Source organism: Ilumatobacter sp. (assembly GCF_030065885.1).
Lineage (GTDB): Bacteria > Actinomycetota > Acidimicrobiia > Acidimicrobiales > Ilumatobacteraceae > Ilumatobacter.
The window spans coordinates 60,981-80,261 of record NZ_JASJCS010000003.1 but is presented as its reverse complement, the minus strand read 5'-3'; the positions used below and the strand labels follow the sequence as shown (position 1 = coordinate 80,261).

Below are 19,281 nucleotides of genomic sequence, written 5' to 3'. Positions count from 1 at the left end.
GGTGCGCAATCGCGGGGCAGGGCATTTGTGGCGAGTACGCCACCGATCGGGCCGAGTGGGACGCCGTCGACAGACGGTTCTTGTCGTCTGCGCGGCGGGCGTTCATCGCTCTCGGCGATCGTCGGCGTGCGGGTATCTCCGATACCCGTGACCAGGCGCGTTGCATCGTGAATCGAACACATGTACGATATTGAGATGGTCGAGGAAGTTCTCGTCGAGAGTGGCAATCACGCCGAGCTCGAGGCCGAGCTCCTCGACGTCGCCGGCCAGTTGAACCTGGTGAACGCACGCCTCGTCGAGCTCGCCGAGCGGGTGCTGTCGACCCGTTCGTGGGAGGGCACCGGCATGCGGACGCCGGCGGCCTACCTCGGCTGGGCGGTCGGCCTCTCCCCCGAGCGAGCCAAGGTCGTCGTTCGCGTCGCCGAGCGGCGATCCGAGTTCCCGACCATTGCGTCGATGTTCGAGCGCGGCGAGCTGTCGTTCGAACAGGTCGCCGAGGTCGTGAAGGCACCGCCGTCGGATGACGGGCGGATCGCCGATCTCGCATCGATCGCCACCGTGTCGAAACTGCGGAGGGCGATGCGTTCGACGTCGTCCGAACAGGACGGTCACCAGCCGGCGCAGGAGAAGGCTCCGGCCGATCATCTGACGTTCGGTGCGACGGCGAACGGCCGCTGGCGGATCCGTGGCGAGTTCGGCATCGACGACGGGCGGCGAGTCGAGGCCGCCCTCACCGAGCGCAAGGACGCCCTGTTCACCGACGGCGACGACGACGTGACGTGGCCCGAGGCGTTCGTCGACTGCATGGATCGATCGCTCGGCGCAGTCGAGTCAGTGCCGAGGCGTGACCGCTACCGCACGTGGATCCACCTCGACGTCACCGACGGCGAGGCCACCACGACCGACGGCTGGCGCATCCCGATGGCGATCCGCGATCGCCTGCTCTGCGACGGAGTCGTGCAACCGGTGTGGGAGCGCGACGGCAAGCCGTTCTCGGTCGGTCGTGATCAGCGGATCGTCCCCGACCGCACCCGCCGCATCGTCGAGCGCCGCGACCGCGGCTGCCGCGTGCCGGGCTGCACCGCCGACCGCTTCGTCGAGATCCACCACATCGTCCACTGGCTCGACGGTGGAACGACCGACACCCGGAACCTCATCAGCCTCTGCCCGAAGCACCACAAGATGCACCATCAGGGTCGGCTGGCCATCGAGGGCAACGCCGACGAGTTCGACGGCGTGACCTTCACCGACGAACGCGGCGTCCGAAGACACGGCAGCGGGGTGCCCGTGCTCCCGACCGGCCCACCGCAGAACCCGGTGAAGCCCTACGAACGCCCGCTGCGGGAACGCTTCGACTGGAACTGGAACTGGATCGGCCTCGGCTGGATCGCGCCGAACGAGCGCAACCTCCCGCGCCTGCCACAGTCCGAGACCGATCGAGCAGCCTGATCCCACGACGACGCGCCCGTCACCAACTCGCGCGCCACGCGTACCACCGCCCACCGAGGCTCTGGAAGCGTGGTGCTTCGAAGCTGCCGTTACCGAGGCGGTCGTCTGGGCCGCTCGGCAGGTATGCGAAGCCTGCGTCGTGGAAGGCGAGGCCCTCCCCTTCGTAGAGGATCACCATCTCACCGACCTGGTACGCCCTCACGATTTCATACCCACCAACGGAATCGGGTACCGACAACGGTGCCCAGGCATCGAAGCTGCCTCTCGCGGGAAGATCCTCGACGACCCTGTCGAAGTCGTCGCGAGCGAGTTCGAAGCGGACCCGAAGCGGCACATCAGTCACCACGAGGACACCGGTGAGGACAACCATCAGGGGCGCCGCGCACCAGCGCCATGCGTCACGCCGATCGCGATCAATCACCCATCCGATCAACCGAACCAACCAGATGCTGCCCAGCACGAGCATTCCGAGCAGAGCGATGAGCATCGGAACAGAGGCGAAGCCGGGATACGTCACTGCCCAGAGCATCGTCGCCAATGCTGCTGCCAGCGCCACGAGCCACACGACGCCCGGCGGGTTCCGCCACGCACGCCAACGTGGGACTTCTGACCGCTGCTCCTCCCTTGCCATCACCACTCTCGACATTGTGCCCGACAAGACCCGCCGCCGAGCCACCATCCGCAGCTTGTGCCCATCCCGGACTGCGCACACCCTGGAACGACATGCGGCCGCTTCGCTGTCTCCGTTCTGGCTCCTCTGGCTCCGGCGAGCATCCCCCGGCGCCAAGGCCCCACACAGTCAGTTGCCGATAGTGCTGGCAAGCCGCCTTGCGCCTTCGTCGATCATCGGCGTCGGCGCGGCGACGGTGATCCGGGCGAAGCCGGCGCCCTCTCGGCCGAACCAGTGGCCGGGGCTAAGGGCGACGCCCGCCGAACCCAGCCATCGAGGAAGCTCGGGGACGTCGAGGGACAAACGACGGAGGTCGAGCCAGGCGAGGTAGGTGCCATCGGGTTCGATCAGATCGATGCCGTCGGGCAGTTCCGATCGCAACACTTCGAGGTTGCCCGCGACGAGCGCCAGGAGCTCGTCGAGCCAGTCCTTACCGTGGCGGTAGGCGGCCTCGAACGCCGCCAGGCCGAACACGTTGTTGCGGGTCAGGTGGAGCTGCGAGCTGCGACGCTCGAAGCGCTCGGCGACGTCGGTCCGGTCGGTGATCAGCAGGGTGTCGCAGACGCCGGCGAGGCCGAACGTCTTGATCGGGCCGTGGGTCGCCGCCCACGCGACGTCATGCGAACTGGCCACCGATGTGAACGGGGTGAACCGGTGCGGCGCCAGCGCGAGGTCGGCGTGGATCTCGTCGGCCAGCACGAAGACGTCGTGCTCGGCGCAGATCGCTGCGACGCCGTCCAGCTCGTCGTGCGACCACACCCGTCCGACCGGGTTGTGCGGGGTGCACAGGATCAACATCCGGTTGCCCGGTTCGGCGGCGAGCGCCTCCAGGCCGTCGAGATCCAACTGGTATCGCCCGTCGACGAAGAGCAACGGGTTGCGCACGGGCACTCGGTCGTTGGCGACGATCTGTGGCTTGAAGTCGGTGAACACGGGCGGTTGGAGGATCACGCCGTCGCCGGGCTCGGTGAGCTCGGCGATCAATACGCCGACCGAGGTCCCGACGCTCGGGCTCACGATCGCCCTCTCGCCCGTGCGATCCCAGCCGTGGCGGTCGGCGGCCCACTGCCAGAACGCGTCGACGATCGACTCGGGACGCGTCTCGTACCCGTACCAGCCGGCTGCCGCGCGAGACCGCAACACCTCGACCACGGCGGGCGCGAGCTCGACGCTCGGCTCGGCGATCCACAGCGGCAGGAGATCCCGCTCGGTGCCGAAGTGGCGGGCCAGCGTGGCCGCGTCGGTGCCCTGGGCCGACCCGGTCGCCGGCTCCGCCGTCATTCGAGCCTCACTCGACCTTCGGCAGCACTCGCAGACCGAGCTCGTTGAGCTGGGCCGGATCGCCCTCGCTCGGGGCGTTGGTCATCGGGTCGGCGCCGGACTGGGTCTTGGGGAAGGCGATCACCTCGCGGATGTTCTCCTCCCCTGCCAGGATGGCGACGAGACGGTCGAGGCCGTAGGCGAAGCCGCCGTGCGGCGGTGCGCCGTAGTCGAAGGGGTTCAGGAAGAAGCCGAACTTCCTCGCCGCTTCCTCCTCGGTGATACCGAGGGCGGTGAAGATCCGGCGCTGCAGGTCCGGCTCGTGGATTCTGATCGATCCCGATCCGAGCTCCCAGCCGTTGAGGACCAGGTCGTAGGCGATCGATCGGACCTTCATGGGGTCGCTCTCGAGCAGCTCGACGTCGTCGGGATGCGGCATCGTGAACGGATGGTGGCCCGGCTTGGGGCGCCCGGTCTCCTTGTCGATGCCGACGAAGAGCGGGAACTCGATGATCCAGACGTACTTGTACGGGCCCTGGTGGACCGGCGGCCGGCCGAGGTCGTTGCGGAGCACGCCGAGCACCTCGCACGTGGTCATCCACTCGTCGGCCACGATGAGCAGTAGATCGCCCGGTTCGGCCTCCATGCGGGCCGCGAGCGCCGTCTGCTCGGCGTCGGACAGGAACTTGGCGACCGGTGAGTCGAGGCCCACCGTCCCATCGGTGTCGGTGACCCGCATCCACACCAGGCCCTTGGCGCCGAGCTTCTTCGCCTGGTCGGTGAGCTTGTCGAGCTGGTTGCGCCCGAACTCGTCGGAGCGACCGGCGACCCGCAGGCCCTTGATCGAGGCGGCGCCGGCGAAGGCCTTGAACTCGGTCGCGGCGAACACGTCGGTGAGCTCGATCAGCTCCATGCCGAAGCGCAGGTCGGGCTTGTCGATGCCCCACCGCTCCATCGCCTCGTGCCAGGTGATGTGCGGGATCGGTTCGGGCCGCTCGCCCGTGACCGCCTCGGCGGCGTCGAGCACCGACTCGCTGATCGCGTCGAGAACGTCGTCCTGCTCGACGAAGCTCATCTCGAGGTCGAGCTGCATGAACTCGTACTGGCGGTCGGCGCGCAGGTCCTCGTCGCGCAGGCAGCGGGCGATCTGGTAGTAGCGGTCGACACCGCCGACCATCAACAGCTGTTTGAACAGCTGCGGCGACTGCGGCAAGGCGTAGAACGAACCGGGCTCCTTGCGCGACGGCACGAGGAACTCGCGGGCCCCCTCGGGCGTCGACGGCACGAGCATCGGCGTCTCGACCTCGACGAAGCCCTGCCGCTCCATCGACGTGCGGATCGCTGAATTGACGACCGAACGAAGCCGCAGGTTCTTCTGCATCCGCTCACGCCGGAGATCGATGTAGCGGTGCTGCAGACGCAGCACCTCGTCGACATCGTCGGCCCTGGCGTCGACCGGGAACGGCGGCGGCGTCGCCTTGCGAAGCACCTCGACCTCGCACTCCCCGACTTCGATCTCACCCGTCGGCAGGTTCTCGTTGACCGTGCCCTCGGGCCGGTGGCGCACGACGCCGGTGATCCGCACGACGTATTCGGAGCGGACGTCGACGTCCTCGTTGATCACGCACTGCGTGATGCCGGAGTGGTCGCGCAGGTCGACGAACGCCAGGTGCTCACCGTGCTCGCGCCGGCGTGCCACCCAGCCGGTCAACGCGACCTGCTGGCCGACGTGCTCGGCACGGAGCTCGCCGCACTGGTGGGTTCGGAGGGAGGTCTTGCTCATCGGTTGCCTTCTTCGAGACGGGACTGGAGATCGGGGACGAGCTCGGAGCGGGCGACGCTGACCTGGTCGCCGCCCGAGCGGAGGGGCCTGATGGCGACCTCGTCGGCGGCCAACTCGTCGGAGCCGACGATGACGGCGTACGCAGCACCACTGCGGTTCGCGCCCTTCATCTGGGCCTTCATGCTGCGGCCGTCGAACGACCGGTCGACGCTGATGCCGGCGGCGCGCAGCTCGTGCGTGAGCACCACCGCCTCGCCGCCGCCGACGGTGTCGACGACGAACACGTCGACGTCGGTGTCGGGTGCGCCGAAGACGCCTTCGTCGTCGCAGGCGATGAGGGTGCGGTCGACACCGAGCGCGAAGCCGATGCCGGGCGTCGGCGGGCCGCCGAGCGCTTCGACGAGACCGTCGTAGCGACCGCCGCCACCGAGTGCGTTCTGCGCCGAATCGAGCGTGAGGCCGGCGAACTCGAACGTCGTTCGGCGGTAGTAGTCGAGGCCCCTGACGAGCTTCAGGTCGATCGTGTACGGGATGGCGAGCGCCTCGAGGCCGGCGCGCACGGTTGCGAAGTGCTCGGCCGCCGCATCGGACCAGTACTGATCGATCGTTGGTGCGGCCTCGATCGCCGATTCGTCCTCCGAGCGCTTGGAGTCGAGGACGCGCAGCGGGTTCTTGGCCAGCGTCGCCCGGCTCTGGGCGGTCAGATCGGCTGATTCGAAGTGCGAGCGGAGCGCGTCGATGTACCGAGCCCTGTCGCCCGGTTCGCCGAGCGAGTTGAGCAGCAGTTCGACCCGCTGGAGGCCGAGCCGGCGGTAGAACTCCCAGCCGAGCGCGATGACCTCGACGTCGAGGTGGGCGTCGTCGGAGCCGAGCACCTCGATCCCGACCTGATCGAACTGGCGGTAACGGCCGCGCTGCGGCTTCTCGTACCGGAAGTTCGGGCCCGAGTACCAGGTCTTCCACGGCGTGATCGGCCGATGCTCGACGTACGCCCGGCAGACGCCGGCGGTCTGCTCGGGCCGCAGCGCCACGTGCCGGTCGCCCTTGTCGACGAAGTCGTACATCTCCTTCGTCACGATCTCGGTCGCCTCACCGAGCCGGGTGAAGACCCCGAGATCCTCCATCATCGGCGGGATCACGAACCCGTAGCCGGCGAGTTCGGCCACCTCGGCGAACACGTCGGTGAAGCGGCGCCAACGAGCCGACTCGGGCGCGAGGATGTCGCGCATCCCTGGGCTCGTCTGGAACGCTGGCACGGCCCGCCAGGCTATCCATGAAGGCGGGCTCGTCGGCCCTACGGTTGTTCTCTGACGTCGCCGGGTGACGATCATCGGGCGAAGCCCGATGGAAGCTAGTCCTCGCCGCCGCCGGGGACGATGCGGTGGACGTCGAAGACGCTGTCGATGCGCTTGATCGTGTTGAGCACGGTCGACAGCTGGGCGGTGTTCGACATCTCGAAGCGAAAGCGCATCCTCGCCACGCGGTCGTCGCCGGTGATCGTGTCGCAGCCGAGGATGTTGACGCCCTGCTCTCCCAGCGCCTTCGCGACGTCGAGCAGCAAGCGCGACCGGTCGTAGGCTGCCACCTCGACACCGGCCACGAAGATCTGATCTCGGGTCTCGCGGTCCCACTCGACGTCGATCACCCGGGTCGCGTGCTCGGACGACAACGATGTCGCGTTGGCGCAGTCGATGCGGTGCACGCTCACCCCGCGGCCACGCGTGACGAACCCGAGGATCTCGTCGCCGGGGACCGGGGTGCAGCAGTTCGCCAGCCTCACCAGCACGTCGTCGAGGCCCTCGACGTGCACGCCGATGGCCCCACCTGCGGGCGGCTTCGTCGTCCGCTGGGTGAACACCGTCGACGGCAGCTGCTCGCGGTCGCCGCCGTCGCGGAAGGACCTGGCGACCTTCTGGGCGACGCTACGAGCCGACACGTGGTGCTCGCCGATCGCGGCGAGCAGCGTGTCGTGATCGCTGTAGCCGATCTCCGCGACCACCTCGGCCAGCTGGTCGGACTGCCAGATCTTCTGGACCGGGAGGCCCTCGCGCCGGAACTCGTCGGCCAGGTCGTCGCGACCGGCCTCGATCATGTCGACGCGCCGCTCGCGGCTGAACCACTGCCGGATCTTGTTCTGCGCCCGATGCGAGGCGACGAAGCCCAGCCAGTCCTGTGACGGGCCGGCCGTCTCGACCTTGGACGTGAAGATCTCGCAGGTGTCACCGCTGGTCAGCGTGTGATCGAGCGAGACGAGTCGCCCGTTGACCTTGCTGCCGATGCAGGCATGGCCCACCTCGGTGTGCACTGCGTATGCGAAGTCGACGGGCGTCGACCCGACGGGCAACGTGATGACCTTGCCCTTGGGGGTGAACACGAAGACCTCGTCCTGCTCGAGATCGGTCTTCAGGTTCTCCATGAACTGGTTCGGGTCGCTGACCTCGGCCTGCCAGTCGATGATGCGGTTCAACCAGTCGATGTCGGTGGTCTTGTTGACCTCGTCCTTGTACGCCCAGTGCGCCGCGACGCCCCATTCGGCGCGGTGGTGCATCTCGCGGGTTCGGATCTGCACCTCGATCGGCCGTCCTGCCGGCCCGATGACCGTCGTGTGCAAGCTCTGGTAGAGGTTGAACTTCGGCATCGCGATGTAGTCCTTGAAGCGGCCGACGACCGGCCGCCACCGGCCGTGGATGCTGCCCAGCGCCGCGTAGCAGTCCTTGATCGACTCGACGATCACGCGCACGGCCACGATGTCGAAGATCTCGTCGAACTCGCGGTCCTTGACGACCATCTTCTCGTAGACGCTCCAGAGGTGCTTGCCGCGTCCGGTGATCTCGGCTTCGATGCCGAGCTCCTTCAGCCGGGCTCGGACCTCGGCGACGGCCTGGGCGAGGAACACCTCGCGCTCGGGCGTACGTGTCGCGACGAGGTGGTCGAGCTCGGCGTACCGCTTGGGGTGCAGTGCGGCGAAGGAGAGATCCTCGAGCTGCTGCTTGATCTCCTGGATGCCGAGCCGGTGCGCCAGCGGGGCGTAGATGTCGAGCGTCTCCTGCGCGATGCGGCGCTGCTTCTCGAGCGGCATGCCGGCCAGCGTTCGCATGTTGTGCAGACGATCGGCCAGCTTGATCACGAGGACCCGCAGGTCGCGCGCCATCGCCACCAGCATCTTCCGCATCGTCGCGGCCTGCTGCGCCTCGCGCGAGTCGAACTGGATCCGCTCGAGCTTCGTCACACCGTCGACGATGTCCTTGACCTCGTTGCCGAAGCCCTCCTCGACGTCGGTCAGCGTGATCTCGGTGTCTTCGACCGCGTCGTGCAGGAGTGCGGCGGCGACCGACGTCTCGTCGAGGCCGATGTCGGCGACGATCTTGGCCACCGCCAGTGGATGGTTGATGTAGCTCTCGCCGCTCGAGCGGGTCTGCGAGCGATGCGCCTCGGCCGCCATGTGGTAGGCGCGGTTGATGGTGTCGACGCGGGACTTGGGATGGTGGCTGCGGTAGCTGGCGAGGAGCGGGGTCAGCTCACTGGCCGCGGCCGACTCGTGATGCCGTCGCCAGGGAAGGACGCGGTCGACGGTCGCCATGGCTCAGTAGACGGTCAGGCTCTCTGCCCGGTGCTCACCGAGCTTGCCGCGCCCCTGCAGTGACGCCAGTTCGATCAGGAACCCGAACCCGACGATCACACCGCCCAGCGTCTCGACGAGGCGCCCGGTGGCGGCGGCGGTACCGCCGGTGGCGAGCACGTCGTCGACGACCAGGATCTTCTCGCCGGGGTGGATGGCGTCGCGATGGATCTCGAGCTTGTCGGTGCCGTACTCGAGCTCGTACTCCTCACGAGCGACGGCCCATGGCAGCTTGCCGGGCTTGCGAACCGGTACGAACCCGGCCCGCAGGCGGTAGGCGACCGGCGCGGCCAGGATGAACCCGCGCGACTCGACCCCGACCACACGGTCGACCGACACGTCGTGGAAGCAGGTCACGAGGTCGTCGACCGCCCGGCCGAACGCCGCCTCGTTGCCGAGCAGCGGGGTGATGTCCCGGAACGTGACGCCTTCCTGGGGGTAGTCGTCGATTGCGCGAATGTGATCGCGGACCCACGTCGCATCGGCTGCCATGGTGGGAGGTTACCGAGGGACTCGGGTGAACCCGCGGGATCCCGCCTAGCGGCGCTTCTTCTTGCGGGGCCGCGGCGGGTGCGACAGCGCCGGCTTGGCGTCCTCCGACGACGCCGCCGCCGCGGCTTTCGCGCCGGCCTTGGGCGACGTCGCGGCCGTGCCGCCCTCGCCGCCCTTGCCGGCCTTGCCGGCCTTGCCGCCATCGGCGCCCCTGGCCCTCCGACCGCCACTGGTCGGCGCGGCGGCTGCGGTCTCGCGGGTGCGCCGGCTGCCGACGTTGCCGCCCATCACCATGTCGCGCAGCGCATCGCCGACCGCGCGGTGGATGTTGCGCTCCTCCCACGTCGAGTCGGTGCGCTTGAGCATCGCCAGCAGCGGCGCCGCCACGAAGATCGAGGAGTACGCACCCGTCACCATACCGACGAGCAGGGCGAGGGCGAATTCGGCGAGCGTGGTCTGGCCGAGCAGCCCAGATCCGATGAGCAGCATCGAGACGACGGGCACGATCGAGGAGAAGCTCGTGCTCAGCGAGCGCATCAGCACCTGGTTCATCGACACGTTGATGATGTCGTCGTACGGCGGCTTCTGACCGGCGTACCGGGCCTCGTTCTCCTTCACGCGGTCGAACACGACGATCGTGTCGTACAGCGAGTAGCCGAGGATCGTCAGGAACGCGATGACGGTCGGCGGCGTGACGACGAACTGGAAGATCGAGTAGATGCCGACGCTGATGACGACGTCGTGCACCATCGCGACGATCGCGGCGATCGCCATCCGCCACTCGAACCGGATCGAGATGAAGGCCGCGACGACGACGATGAAGATCAGCAGCGCCCTGATCGCCTTGTCGGTGATCTCCGCGCCCCAGGACGAGCTGACCAGGTTGACGTTGACGTCGTCGATCGGCACGTTGGCCGCCTCGGCGAACGCGGCGCGCAGCTCGGCTCCGACCTCTTCGGTCTGGTCACCCACCTGCACCTTGATGAAGTCGCCCGAGTCCGACGAGCGGCGCTGCAGACGAGCGCCCTCGGTCGACAGGCCGTTGTCGCCGAGCACGCCAGCCGCGTCGTCGACGTCGAACTCGTTCGCCGGCACGTCCCACGAGACGCCTCCCTCGAAGTCGATGCCGAGGTTGAGTCCTTGCGTCAGCAGCGACAGGACGGTGGCCGCCAGCAGGCCGACCGAGATGATCACCCCGACGCGGCGGCGGCCGATGAAGTCGATCGACGTCTGCCCCTCGAACAGGCGGCCGACGGGGGTCGGCTTGATCGGCGGCCGGTCGAGGGCCGTCACGTCGGTCATGGTGTGGCCCCCGCAGGTGCGCCGATCGGCTCGGTACGGCGGCCGCCGCGGTCGAGCCAGCCGGTCATCGACAGCAGGAAGATCGCGGGCCGCGTGTAGAAGAAGCAGACGAGCAGATCGCAGATGGTCGTGAGGCCCAGGTAGAGCGCGAAGCCCTTCACGGAACCGACGCTCAGCCAGAACAGGATCAGCGATGCCATCAGCGAGACGAGGTCGGCGGAGACGATCGTGCGCCACGTCGCCTGGAAGCTGCGCGGTGCCGCGTTGCGGACGGAGCGGCCGTGCCTGATCTCGTCGCGGAGCCGCTCGAACAACACGACGTACGTGTCGACGGTGACGCCGACGGCGACGATGATGCCGGTCGCGCCGGCGAGTGTCAGGGCGTAGTTCGTCGCCTGGGAGACCAAGGTGGCGATGGAGAACACCGTTGCGCCCCACACGATCAGGCCGGAGACGATGATGACCGCGAGCCGGCGGTAGTAGGCGACCATGAAGACGAGCACGGCTGCGACACCCACGAGGCCGGCGATGATCGCCGCGTCGAGCGAGTCCTGGCCTGCGGTGGGCGAGACCGTCTCGACGCGCTCCTGGCGCATCTGGAAGGGGAAGGCGCCGCGGTTCAGGACGTCGGCGAGTGATCGCGCCTGATCCTCGGTGAAGCTCCCGGAGATCTGCACGGAGCCCCGGAAGTCGGCGGTCTGGACCACCGGCGCGGACTGGATCACGTCGTCGAGCACGATCGCCAGCTGCGCGCTCGGGCACGTTGGGCCGCCGCCGAAGCACTGCTGGGCCAGCGCGTTCCACTGCGGCTCGCCGGGGCCCGAGAGGTCGACGTTGACGACCCAGCGACCCTGCGGATCGAGGTCGACACCAGCACTCTTCCGTTCGAAGACCTCACCCGTCGTGTCGGAGGGGCCGACGACGCACGAGCCGCCCGCCAGCAGCGGGAGCGCCGTCTGGCCGATCGACGGGTCGGCGGTCGCCCCCGGGTTGCAGGTCAGCACGGGGCGGAGCGTGACGATGCCGGAGACCGAGACCTGTTCGAGCGCCTCTTCCTGGTCGTTCACACCCGGTAGGTCGACGATGACGTTCTCGCCTTCCACCCGCACGTCCGGTTCGGCGATGCCGGTCGCCTCGAGCTGGTCGCGCACCAGGTCGCGGATCACCCCGAGGTCGTCGGCGGTTGCCTCGGCCTCGTCGGGGGCGAGGATGACGGAGACGCCGCCTCGCAGGTCGAGCCCGAGCACCGGCGTGTTGCCGAGGCCGAGGTTGAGCGCCAGCAGGCCGCCGGCCAATGCGACGAAGCCGACGAGCGATGCCCACAGGGCGGACTTGTTCACCGGCGTCCGTTCACGAATCGTCGTCGTCGGCGGCGTCGGGCTCGACCGCCTGGCCCGACGTGTCGACCTTCGCCTGCACGGCGGCCTTGGCGATGCGGATCTGGACGTCGTCGTCGATCTCGAGCCAGAACCGGTCCTCCTCCTCGCCGGTGATGAACCCGTAGAGGCCGGAGGTGGTGACGATCTCGTCGCCGATCTCGATCGACGACTGCATCGCGGCCTGCTCGCGCATCCGCTTGCGTTGCGGGCGGATCAGCAGGAAGTACATCGCCACCGGGATCAGCAGGAGGATGCCGAGCTGGATGAACCCGCCGCCTGACGATTCGCTGTCCTGGGCGAGAAGAGAGAGCATGTGCATAGCGGCGGGCAAGCCTATCCAGTCATCGATGCCGACGGTCAGACACCGGCGTCAGGCCGGCCGGGCGTGACGCCCGGTCATCCCCAGACCGACAGGACGTCGGCGCGGAGCGCGTCGAAGCGACCGTCGAGGATCGCCACCCGCATCCTGGCCATCAGGTCGATCGTCCACGCGACGTTGTGCAGGCTGACCAGCCGCGATGCGGTCGGCTCGCCGACCTTGAACAGATGCCGGATGTAGCCCAGCGAGTGCCGTGCGCAGACCGAGCACGCGCAGGCGGGGTCGATCGGATCGTCGGTGAGGGCGAACTCGTTGCGCTTGACGTTGACCCGGCCGCGAGCGGTCAGCGCGGTGCCGTGCCGGCCCAACCGGGTCTGCATCACGCAATCGAACTGGTCGACACCGAGGCCGACCGCCTCGACGAGCGACGCCGGGTCGCCCACGCCCATGAGGTACCGCGGGCGGTCGGCCGGCAGATGTGCGATCGCGGCGGCGAGCGCCGGCAGCATCTCCTCGCGGGTCTCCCCGACCGACAGCCCGCCGATCCCGTACCCGTCGAAGCCGAGCGCCACCGTGCGCTGCGCGCTCTCCGCCCGCATCGACTCGCTGGTGCCGCCCTGGACGATGCCGAACAACGCCTGGTCGGTGCGGCTGTGATGCGCCTGTGCGCGTTCGGCCCATAGGGCGGTCCGGTCGACGGCCCGCCGGATCACGTCGGGCGGACTGGGCAGCGGCGGGCACACGTCGAGCACCATCTGGATGTCGGCGCCCAGCAGCTGCTGGGTCTCGATGGCCTGTTCGGGGGTGAAGCGGTACGTCGTGCCGTCGTAGGTGCTCTTGAACGTGACACCGCCGTCGTCGACCTTGGGGTCGAGCGAGAAGACCTGGAAGCCGCCCGAGTCGGTGAGCGTGAGCCCGTCCCACCCAGCGAACGAGGCGAGGCCGCCGAATCGGGCGATCGTCTCGGCGCCGGGCCGCAACATCAGGTGGTACGTGTTGCCGAGCACGATCTGGGCGCCGAGGGCGTCGTAGTCGGCGGCACTCAGGTACTTGATCGCGCCACGGGTCCCGACCGGCATGAAGAGCGGCGTGCTGTACGTGCCGTTGGCCGTGGTCGCCTCGCCGGCGCGGGCCGAGCCGTCGGTTGCCACGGTCTCGAATTGCACGCGATGCACGCCGGGCGAGGCTATCCAGGCCACCGCCGGCTACGAGGCCCGTCGCCGCTCGATCGCAGCGACGAGCTGCGGCACGACCTCGGCGACGTCGCCGACGATGCCGAAGTGGGCGAGCCGGAAGATCACGGCATCCGGATTGCGGTTGATCGCCACGATCGTGTCGGACTCCTGCATCCCGACGGCGTGCTGGAGCGCCCCGGAGATGCCGCACGCGACGTACAGACGCGGATGCACGGTGGCGCCGGTCTGACCGATCTGCTGGTCGCGCTCGGCCAATCCGGCCTCGACGGCTCCTCGCGAGGCCGCCACCCGACCGCCGATCGCCGACGACAGGTCTTCGATGAGATGCCAGCTGGTGGCATCGCAGCCGGCGCCGCCGGCGACGATCACGTCGGCGTCCCGCAAGTCGACGTCGGCCTCGCTGATCTGCTGATCGAGCACGGTCACTCGGAGGTCGGACGGAGTGAGCCGCACGTCGAGTTGCACGACCCGGGCGTTGCGCGGCGTCACACGGGGAGCGAACACGCCAGGTCGAACCGTCGCCATCTGGGGGCGGGCCTCGGGACACAGGCACGTCGCCAGGACACCACCGGCCATCGCCGGCCGCACCATGTGGAGCAAGTGGTCGTGGGTGGCGCCGCGGCTCGTCCACGAACCGACCCGCAGGTCGGTGCAGTCCGCGGCCAGGCCGGTGTCGAGCATCGAGGCGATGCGCGGCGCGAGATCGCGCCCCGTTGTAGTAGCGGCGAACAGCAGCGCTGCCGGTCGATGCTGCGTGACGGCGTCGACGATGACCCGCGCGTAGGGCTCGGTGCGGTACTCGGCGAGCTCGGGGTCGACGGCGAGGTACACCACGTCCGCGCCGTGCCACGCCGCCGCGGCGACTGCCTCGTCTGCCGGCTCGGACGTGAGCAGCACGGCGCCCACCCCGCCACCGAGATCTGGTGCGAGAGACACGGAGCGGCTGAGGAGCTCGATGCTCGCCCGGTCGAGCGTCGAGCCGTCGCAGTGGCACAGCACCCACAACCCGGCGTCGCCGTCGTGGCGTGAACCGCCGTCGTGATCGACCCGCGGCTGCTCCAGCCACTGGGCCTCCTCGATCCGACCGCCGGTGAACGCGCCCCGCCCGGTCAGCGCCTCGACGAGGTCGTCGTACCGGAAGCCGTCCGAATCCACGAGTCGACAACCGCGGTCCGGCAGTGCCGCAGGGTTCATCTTGGCGACCTTGGTGGGCGATGCGGCCAGCCCCACCACCGAACCGTCGACGCCGATGTCCGACGCGCCGAGCCGTTCGATCGGCGCCGCACGAGCACGACGACGATCGGGCAGCGTGGGATATCGCGGCGCGAAGCCCGTCTCGGCCACCGTCACGACCGCGGGCAGCGGCAGCCTCAGCCGCTCGTAGCCACCTTCGATGATCCGTCGCACGACGAGCTGGTCGCCGTCGACGGTCATCGATTCACAGGCGGTGGCCTGGGGCCATCCCAGCCGCTGCGCGACGGATGGGCCGACCTGACCCGTCTCGCCGTCGATGGCCGAGATGCCGGCCACGACGAGCCGGACGCCGTCGAGGTGCTCCACGGCAGCCGCGAGCGCGTTCGCGGTCGCCCAGGTGTCCGAGCCGGCGAGCGCCCGATCGCACAGCAGCACGCCGCGCGACGCGCCGGCGGCGATCGCCTCCCGGAGTGTGGACTCGGCCTGGGGCGGTCCCATCGAGAGCGCGACCACGTCGTCAGCCACCTCGACAGCCGCTTCGACGGCGTGCATGTCCGCAGGGTTGGTGATCGGCGTTGCCGCCGACCGGTCGATCGTGCCGTCCGCACGCACCCCGACGCTGCCCACCCGGAGGTCCGGCACCTGCTTGACGAGCGCGATCGCGTGCAACGACTGACTCGCCATACCACCATCATCGGCCCAGGCGAGCGCCGGCCCTAGGGGCGTACGTCAGTTCCGGCGGCAGCCGGGTTGTCGGTCACAGCGGTCGAATTGCCGTTGCCACCACGGGATGGTCGCCGTGGATCACCGCAGCGATCGGGAGCACAGCTCGAGCGGCCGCGTCGACATCGCCCGCGAGCGCCGCTTCGCTCGCAGCGGCGTGATCACCGTCGACGTCCATGAGCCCGGTGCCGCCGGCTCCTGCTGTCGCCACGACGTCGAACTCATAGCGTGCGTCGGCTGACTGCCCGAACCGAGGCACGGCTCGTGGCACGTAGACATCGACGACGCCGGTGCCATCATCGATCGCCAACACGTCACCGTCTGCCGACCCGCCGCTCCGAACCACGCGGCCGCTGATCGTGGCCGTCACTGCGCCCCGACTGGCGTGAACCGCGGCGATCAGTGAGGCGACCGAGTGGCTCGCGCCAACAGGCGAGCGGGCCGCATCGTCGATGCCCGCCAGTCGCCGCCATGCCGGCGGCCACGTCAGGGAGTCAGAGGGGTCGAACGGGCCCCGATCTGCGGCCGGGACCCCCGCCGCGTCGAGGCGGGCACGGCACAGCTCATCGACGTCGGCGTCGAGCAGCACGAAGCCACCGCGCTCGTCGATCTCACCGTCCTCGATGGCATCGACGACGACATCGAGCATCTCGGCGAGCGACCTGGCGCGGAGCCGATGACCGTCGTCCGCGTACGCGTAGTAGTACACGCGCCCTGCCGACGAGTCCGGATACTCCAGCTCGACGCCGAGGAAGCCGTGACTCTCATACGCGACCGGGACGAGGCTGGCAGGCCATGTCTCGTCATCGTTCAGCACGTGGAGAACGAATTCCAGTTCCGTGAAGTGTGGGTAGCCGGTCAGGTGCCCGAACGACGACGGCATCCAGTGGCGCCAGAACCACTCGATGTCGGCCGGGAGGCCGGCCGGCGCGATGCGATCGACGATGGGCGCGATCAGCGAGTCAGCAGCGTCAGGGTCGGAGCGCTCGGGCACCAGCCCAAACGGTCCGACGGCGCGCACATATCGCTGCACCGCTGCCTCGAGCGCCTCCTTCGACACGGTGCGACCGTAGCGAAGGTGGGCTACCCAGCGCAGCCGCTCCTCAGACGGCGCGCCGGTCGAGCAGCATCGCGTCGCCGAAGCTGAGGAAGCGGTATCGCTCGCGGATCGCCTCCTCGTACAGACGCCGCCATCGGTTGCCGACGAATGCGTCGATCATCATCAGCAGCGTGGTGCGGGGCAGGTGGAAGTTGGTCATCAGCACGTCGACGACCTGCCAGTCGAACCCGCGGTGGATGAACAGGTCGGTGCGGCCCTCCAACTCGCCTCGGGCAACTGCCGACTCCAGAGCTCGTACCGTCGTCGTCCCCACCGCGACGACGCGTTCCGCCCGGCGGCAGCGTTCGAGCGTGTCCTCGGAGACGCGATACCGCTCGGTGTGGATGCGATGTTTGCGCGGGTCGTCGACGGTGATCGGCTGGAACGTGTCGAGGCCGACGACGAGCTCGACGGTGGCCTGCTCGACACCGCGTGCGGCGAGCTCGCGCAGGAGTTCCGGCGTGAAGTGCAGACCGGCCGTCGGCGCAGCGGCGCTCCCCGGCTCGCGGGCGTAGACGGTCTGGTAGCGGTCGGGTTCGAATAGCCGCTCCGTGATGTACGGCGGCAGCGGCATCTCGCCGTGCTCGTCGAGGAGGCGCATCGACTCGACCGGGCCGAGGAGCGTCACCGTGAAGGTGTCGCCGGCCTCGGTTCGGCGCCCGATCTCGACCAGCGGGCTGCCATCGGCCGCTTCGAGGACCTCGCCTGGCTTGAGCTTGCGAGCCGGGCGGACCAGGGCCTCCCAGACCTTCCGCTCTGCGTCGAGCGGCTCGAGCAACAGCACCTCGGCCGCTCCCCCGGTGGCGCGGCGCACCGCCAGCCGCGCCGGGAGCACCTTCGTCTCGTTGACCACGAGCAGGTCGCCCGGCCCGAACAGATCGGGCAGATCGCGCACGTGCCGGTGCTCGGCGGGTGCACTCCCCCGATCGACCAGCAGTCGCGCCGCATCGCGAGGCTCGATCGGTGTCTGCGCGATCAGCTCGCTCGGCAACTCGTAGTCGAAGTCGTCGACGTGCATGGCCCAGTCAGGCTACGGGTGGGCCGGGGTCGGTTCGACGTCGCGGTCGTGTGCGAGCATGCGGCCATGAGCGACACGGTGATGGTGGGCTGCGAGGGCGACGAGATGACGATGCACGTCTGGACGCCGCCGTCCGGCGGCGGACCCGGCCTGTTGCTGATCCAGGAGATCTTCGGTGTCGGGCCGTACATCCGCGCCGTCGGCCAGCGCCTCGCCGACGCCGGGTACGTCGTCGGCGCTCCCGACGTGTTCTGGCGCTTCGCGCCGGGCTGGGAGGCCGCACACGACGCGGGCGGGCTCGCCGCCTCCCGCGGCCAGGTCGCCCAGCTCGATCGCGAGCAGGCGGTTCTCGACTGCGTCGCAGCGCTCGACGCCCTGCGGGGCCACGACGCCACCACCGGCCATGTGGGTGCCATCGGCTTCTGCCTGGGCGGCAGCCTGGCGTTCGCCGTCGCGATCGCTGCAGAGCCGGCCGTGTGCGTCAGCTACTACGGATCGGGCGTCCACGAGATGCTCGACTCGATCGACGAGGTCGAGTGTCCCACGCTGTTCCACTTCGGCAACGCCGACGCGTACATCCCCAACGAGCACGTCGAAGCCGTGAACGTTGCGATCGATGGGCGCCCCGGCTTCGTGCTCAACGTCGAGAATGCGGGGCACGCCTTCGACAACCACGACAACGAGACGTTCTACGACGAGTCGGCCGCGAACGCCGCGTGGGCCAAGACGAGGGCGTTCCTCGCGGAGCACCTACCTGTCCGCTGAGCGGCGGCGGCTGCCTCAGCCGTCGAACAGGCCGGGTTGGCCGGGCCTCGGTGACGGCGCTGCCAGACCGAGGTGCGCGTAGGCCGACGGCATGGCGACGCGGCCTCGTGGCGTGCGGGCGATCATGCCTTGCTGGATGAGGAACGGCTCGTAGACGTCCTCGACCGTGTCGGGCTGCTCGCCGACGCTGATCGCCACGGTCGACAGACCAACGGGACCGCCGTTGAACTGCTGGCACATCGCGCTCAGGATCGCCCGGTCGACCTTGTCGAGCCCGAGGTCGTCGACGCCGAACAGCTTGAGGCCCTCGCGGGCGACGTCGGCCGTGATCGAACCGTCGTGGCGGACCTCGGCGAAGTCGCGGACCCGGCGCAAGAGGCGGTTGGCGATGCGCGGTGTACCGCGCGAACGACGAGCGATCTCCCATGCGCCGTCGGTGTCGATCGAGACGTCGAGGATGCCGGCCGCACGGACGACGATCGCCTGGAGCTCCTCGTCCTCGTAGTAGTCGAGCCGCGCGACGAGGCCGAATCGGTCGCGGAGGGGGCCCGTGATCATGCCGGTCCGTGTGGTGGCGCCGACCAGCGTGAAGGGCGGCATCGTGAGCCGGATGCTCGACGCCGCAGGACCCTTGCCGACGACGATGTCGAGCTGGAAGTCCTCCATCGCCGGGTAGAGGATCTCCTCGACCGCCCGCGAGAGGCGATGGATCTCGTCGACGAAGAGCACGTCGCCCTCTTCGAGCTTGGTGAGGATCGCCGCCAGGTCGCCGGCGCGCTCGAGCGCCGGTCCCGACGTGACGTGCAGGTGCGACTGCATCTCGGTCGCCACGATGCCGGCGAGGGTGGTCTTGCCCAGCCCGGGCGGGCCCGCGAAGAGCAGGTGGTCGACCGATTGGCCGCGGTTGCGGGCCGCCTCGAGGACGATCGAGAGATGCTCTTTCAGCTCGCGCTGGCCGACGAACTCGTCGAGCGCTCGCGGCCGGAGGCCCGCCTCGACCACCTCTTCGTTGT

15 protein-coding genes and 1 pseudogene are annotated in these 19,281 nt (G+C 69.1%); 2 read left to right on the top strand and 14 right to left on the bottom strand.

The window, feature by feature from the left end; translation table 11 throughout:
* Positions 1–195: 195 nt before the first annotated feature.
* Entirely contained in the window at positions 196–1,449 is a 1,254-nt protein-coding gene (locus tag QNJ12_RS01350; RefSeq protein WP_300617912.1) for an HNH endonuclease signature motif containing protein, read from the top strand.
* 19 nt (positions 1,450–1,468) lie between these two features.
* Here the strand turns inward: QNJ12_RS01350 and QNJ12_RS01345 are convergent, their stop codons facing one another.
* The 13 genes from QNJ12_RS01345 to queA all read right to left on the bottom strand — a co-directional run bounded on the left by QNJ12_RS01345 (position 1,469) and on the right by queA (position 17,503).
* Positions 1,469–2,005, bottom strand: coding sequence for a hypothetical protein (locus QNJ12_RS01345; protein WP_300617909.1), 537 nt, complete (start codon positions 2,003–2,005; stop codon positions 1,469–1,471).
* Positions 2,006–2,248: 243 nt separating this feature from the next.
* A complete protein-coding gene (locus QNJ12_RS01340) occupies positions 2,249–3,400 on the bottom strand; it encodes an aminotransferase class I/II-fold pyridoxal phosphate-dependent enzyme (RefSeq protein WP_300617906.1) in 1,152 nt (383 codons plus the stop codon).
* Between the two features lie 7 nt (positions 3,401–3,407).
* A complete protein-coding gene (gene aspS, locus QNJ12_RS01335) occupies positions 3,408–5,162 on the bottom strand; it encodes an aspartate--tRNA ligase (protein ID WP_300617903.1) in 1,755 nt (584 codons plus the stop codon).
* Entirely contained in the window at positions 5,159–6,418 is a 1,260-nt protein-coding gene (hisS, locus tag QNJ12_RS01330; protein WP_300617900.1) for a histidine--tRNA ligase, read from the bottom strand. Before hisS ends, aspS begins: the two co-directional genes overlap by 4 nt.
* Positions 6,419–6,513: 95 nt before the next feature.
* On the bottom strand, positions 6,514–8,742 hold the full coding sequence (locus QNJ12_RS01325; RefSeq protein WP_300617897.1) for a bifunctional (p)ppGpp synthetase/guanosine-3',5'-bis(diphosphate) 3'-pyrophosphohydrolase: 2,229 nt from the start codon (positions 8,740–8,742) through the stop codon (positions 6,514–6,516).
* Positions 8,743–8,745: 3 nt separating this feature from the next.
* Positions 8,746–9,273, bottom strand: a complete 528-nt coding sequence (locus tag QNJ12_RS01320; RefSeq protein WP_300617894.1) for an adenine phosphoribosyltransferase — start codon at positions 9,271–9,273, stop codon at positions 8,746–8,748.
* A gap of 45 nt (positions 9,274–9,318) precedes the next feature.
* Positions 9,319–10,566, bottom strand: coding sequence for a protein translocase subunit SecF (secF, locus tag QNJ12_RS01315; RefSeq protein WP_300617892.1), 1,248 nt, complete (start codon positions 10,564–10,566; stop codon positions 9,319–9,321).
* Between the two features lie 5 nt (positions 10,567–10,571).
* A complete protein-coding gene (secD, locus tag QNJ12_RS01310) occupies positions 10,572–11,915 on the bottom strand; it encodes a protein translocase subunit SecD (RefSeq protein WP_300617890.1) in 1,344 nt (447 codons plus the stop codon).
* Positions 11,916–11,925: 10 nt separating this feature from the next.
* Positions 11,926–12,267, bottom strand: coding sequence for a preprotein translocase subunit YajC (gene yajC / locus QNJ12_RS01305; protein ID WP_300617887.1), 342 nt, complete (start codon positions 12,265–12,267; stop codon positions 11,926–11,928).
* An 83-nt stretch (positions 12,268–12,350) separates the two neighbouring features.
* Complete coding sequence (gene tgt / locus QNJ12_RS01300; RefSeq protein WP_300617884.1) at positions 12,351–13,448, bottom strand: tRNA guanosine(34) transglycosylase Tgt; 1,098 nt, start codon at positions 13,446–13,448, stop codon at positions 12,351–12,353.
* A 30-nt stretch (positions 13,449–13,478) separates the two neighbouring features.
* Positions 13,479–15,347 (bottom strand): FAD-binding protein, encoded by a 1,869-nt coding sequence (locus tag QNJ12_RS01295; protein ID WP_300617881.1) that lies wholly within the window; start codon positions 15,345–15,347, stop codon positions 13,479–13,481.
* 73 nt (positions 15,348–15,420) lie between these two features.
* Positions 15,421–16,446 carry a hypothetical protein gene (locus QNJ12_RS01290; protein ID WP_300617878.1) on the bottom strand — a complete coding sequence of 342 codons (1,026 nt, stop codon included), beginning with the start codon at positions 16,444–16,446 and terminating at the stop codon, positions 15,421–15,423.
* A gap of 43 nt (positions 16,447–16,489) precedes the next feature.
* The gene (gene queA / locus QNJ12_RS01285) at positions 16,490–17,503 is read right to left on the bottom strand and encodes a tRNA preQ1(34) S-adenosylmethionine ribosyltransferase-isomerase QueA (RefSeq protein ID WP_300617875.1); all 1,014 of its coding nucleotides are present in this window, start codon (positions 17,501–17,503) and stop codon (positions 16,490–16,492) included.
* Positions 17,504–17,569: 66 nt separating this feature from the next.
* On the opposite strand from queA, the gene QNJ12_RS01280 reads away from it, so the two are divergent.
* Positions 17,570–18,268 (top strand): dienelactone hydrolase family protein, encoded by a 699-nt coding sequence (locus QNJ12_RS01280; protein ID WP_300617872.1) that lies wholly within the window; start codon positions 17,570–17,572, stop codon positions 18,266–18,268.
* A gap of 15 nt (positions 18,269–18,283) precedes the next feature.
* Here QNJ12_RS01280 and ruvB read toward each other — a convergent pair.
* A pseudogene (gene ruvB / locus QNJ12_RS01275) lies at positions 18,284–19,267 on the bottom strand (Holliday junction branch migration DNA helicase RuvB); the annotation flags it as partial.
* Positions 19,268–19,281 lie beyond the last annotated feature (14 nt).

Bases quoted from the DNA above. Each gene is read 5' to 3' on its own strand.
- QNJ12_RS01350 (WP_300617912.1), top strand. From the start codon at position 196: ATGGTCGAGGAAGTTCTCGTCGAGAGTGGCAATCACGCCGAGCTCGAG.
- QNJ12_RS01340 (WP_300617906.1), bottom strand. From the start codon at position 3,400: ATGACGGCGGAGCCGGCGACCGGGTCGGCCCAGGGCACCGACGCGGCC.
- aspS (WP_300617903.1), bottom strand. From the start codon at position 5,162: ATGAGCAAGACCTCCCTCCGAACCCACCAGTGCGGCGAGCTCCGTGCC.
- QNJ12_RS01325 (WP_300617897.1), bottom strand. From the start codon at position 8,742: ATGGCGACCGTCGACCGCGTCCTTCCCTGGCGACGGCATCACGAGTCG.
- QNJ12_RS01320 (WP_300617894.1), bottom strand. From the start codon at position 9,273: ATGGCAGCCGATGCGACGTGGGTCCGCGATCACATTCGCGCAATCGAC.
- yajC (WP_300617887.1), bottom strand. From the start codon at position 12,267: ATGCTCTCTCTTCTCGCCCAGGACAGCGAATCGTCAGGCGGCGGGTTC.
- QNJ12_RS01295 (WP_300617881.1), bottom strand. From the start codon at position 15,347: ATGGCGAGTCAGTCGTTGCACGCGATCGCGCTCGTCAAGCAGGTGCCG.
- queA (WP_300617875.1), bottom strand. From the start codon at position 17,503: ATGCACGTCGACGACTTCGACTACGAGTTGCCGAGCGAGCTGATCGCG.
- QNJ12_RS01280 (WP_300617872.1), top strand. From the start codon at position 17,570: ATGAGCGACACGGTGATGGTGGGCTGCGAGGGCGACGAGATGACGATG.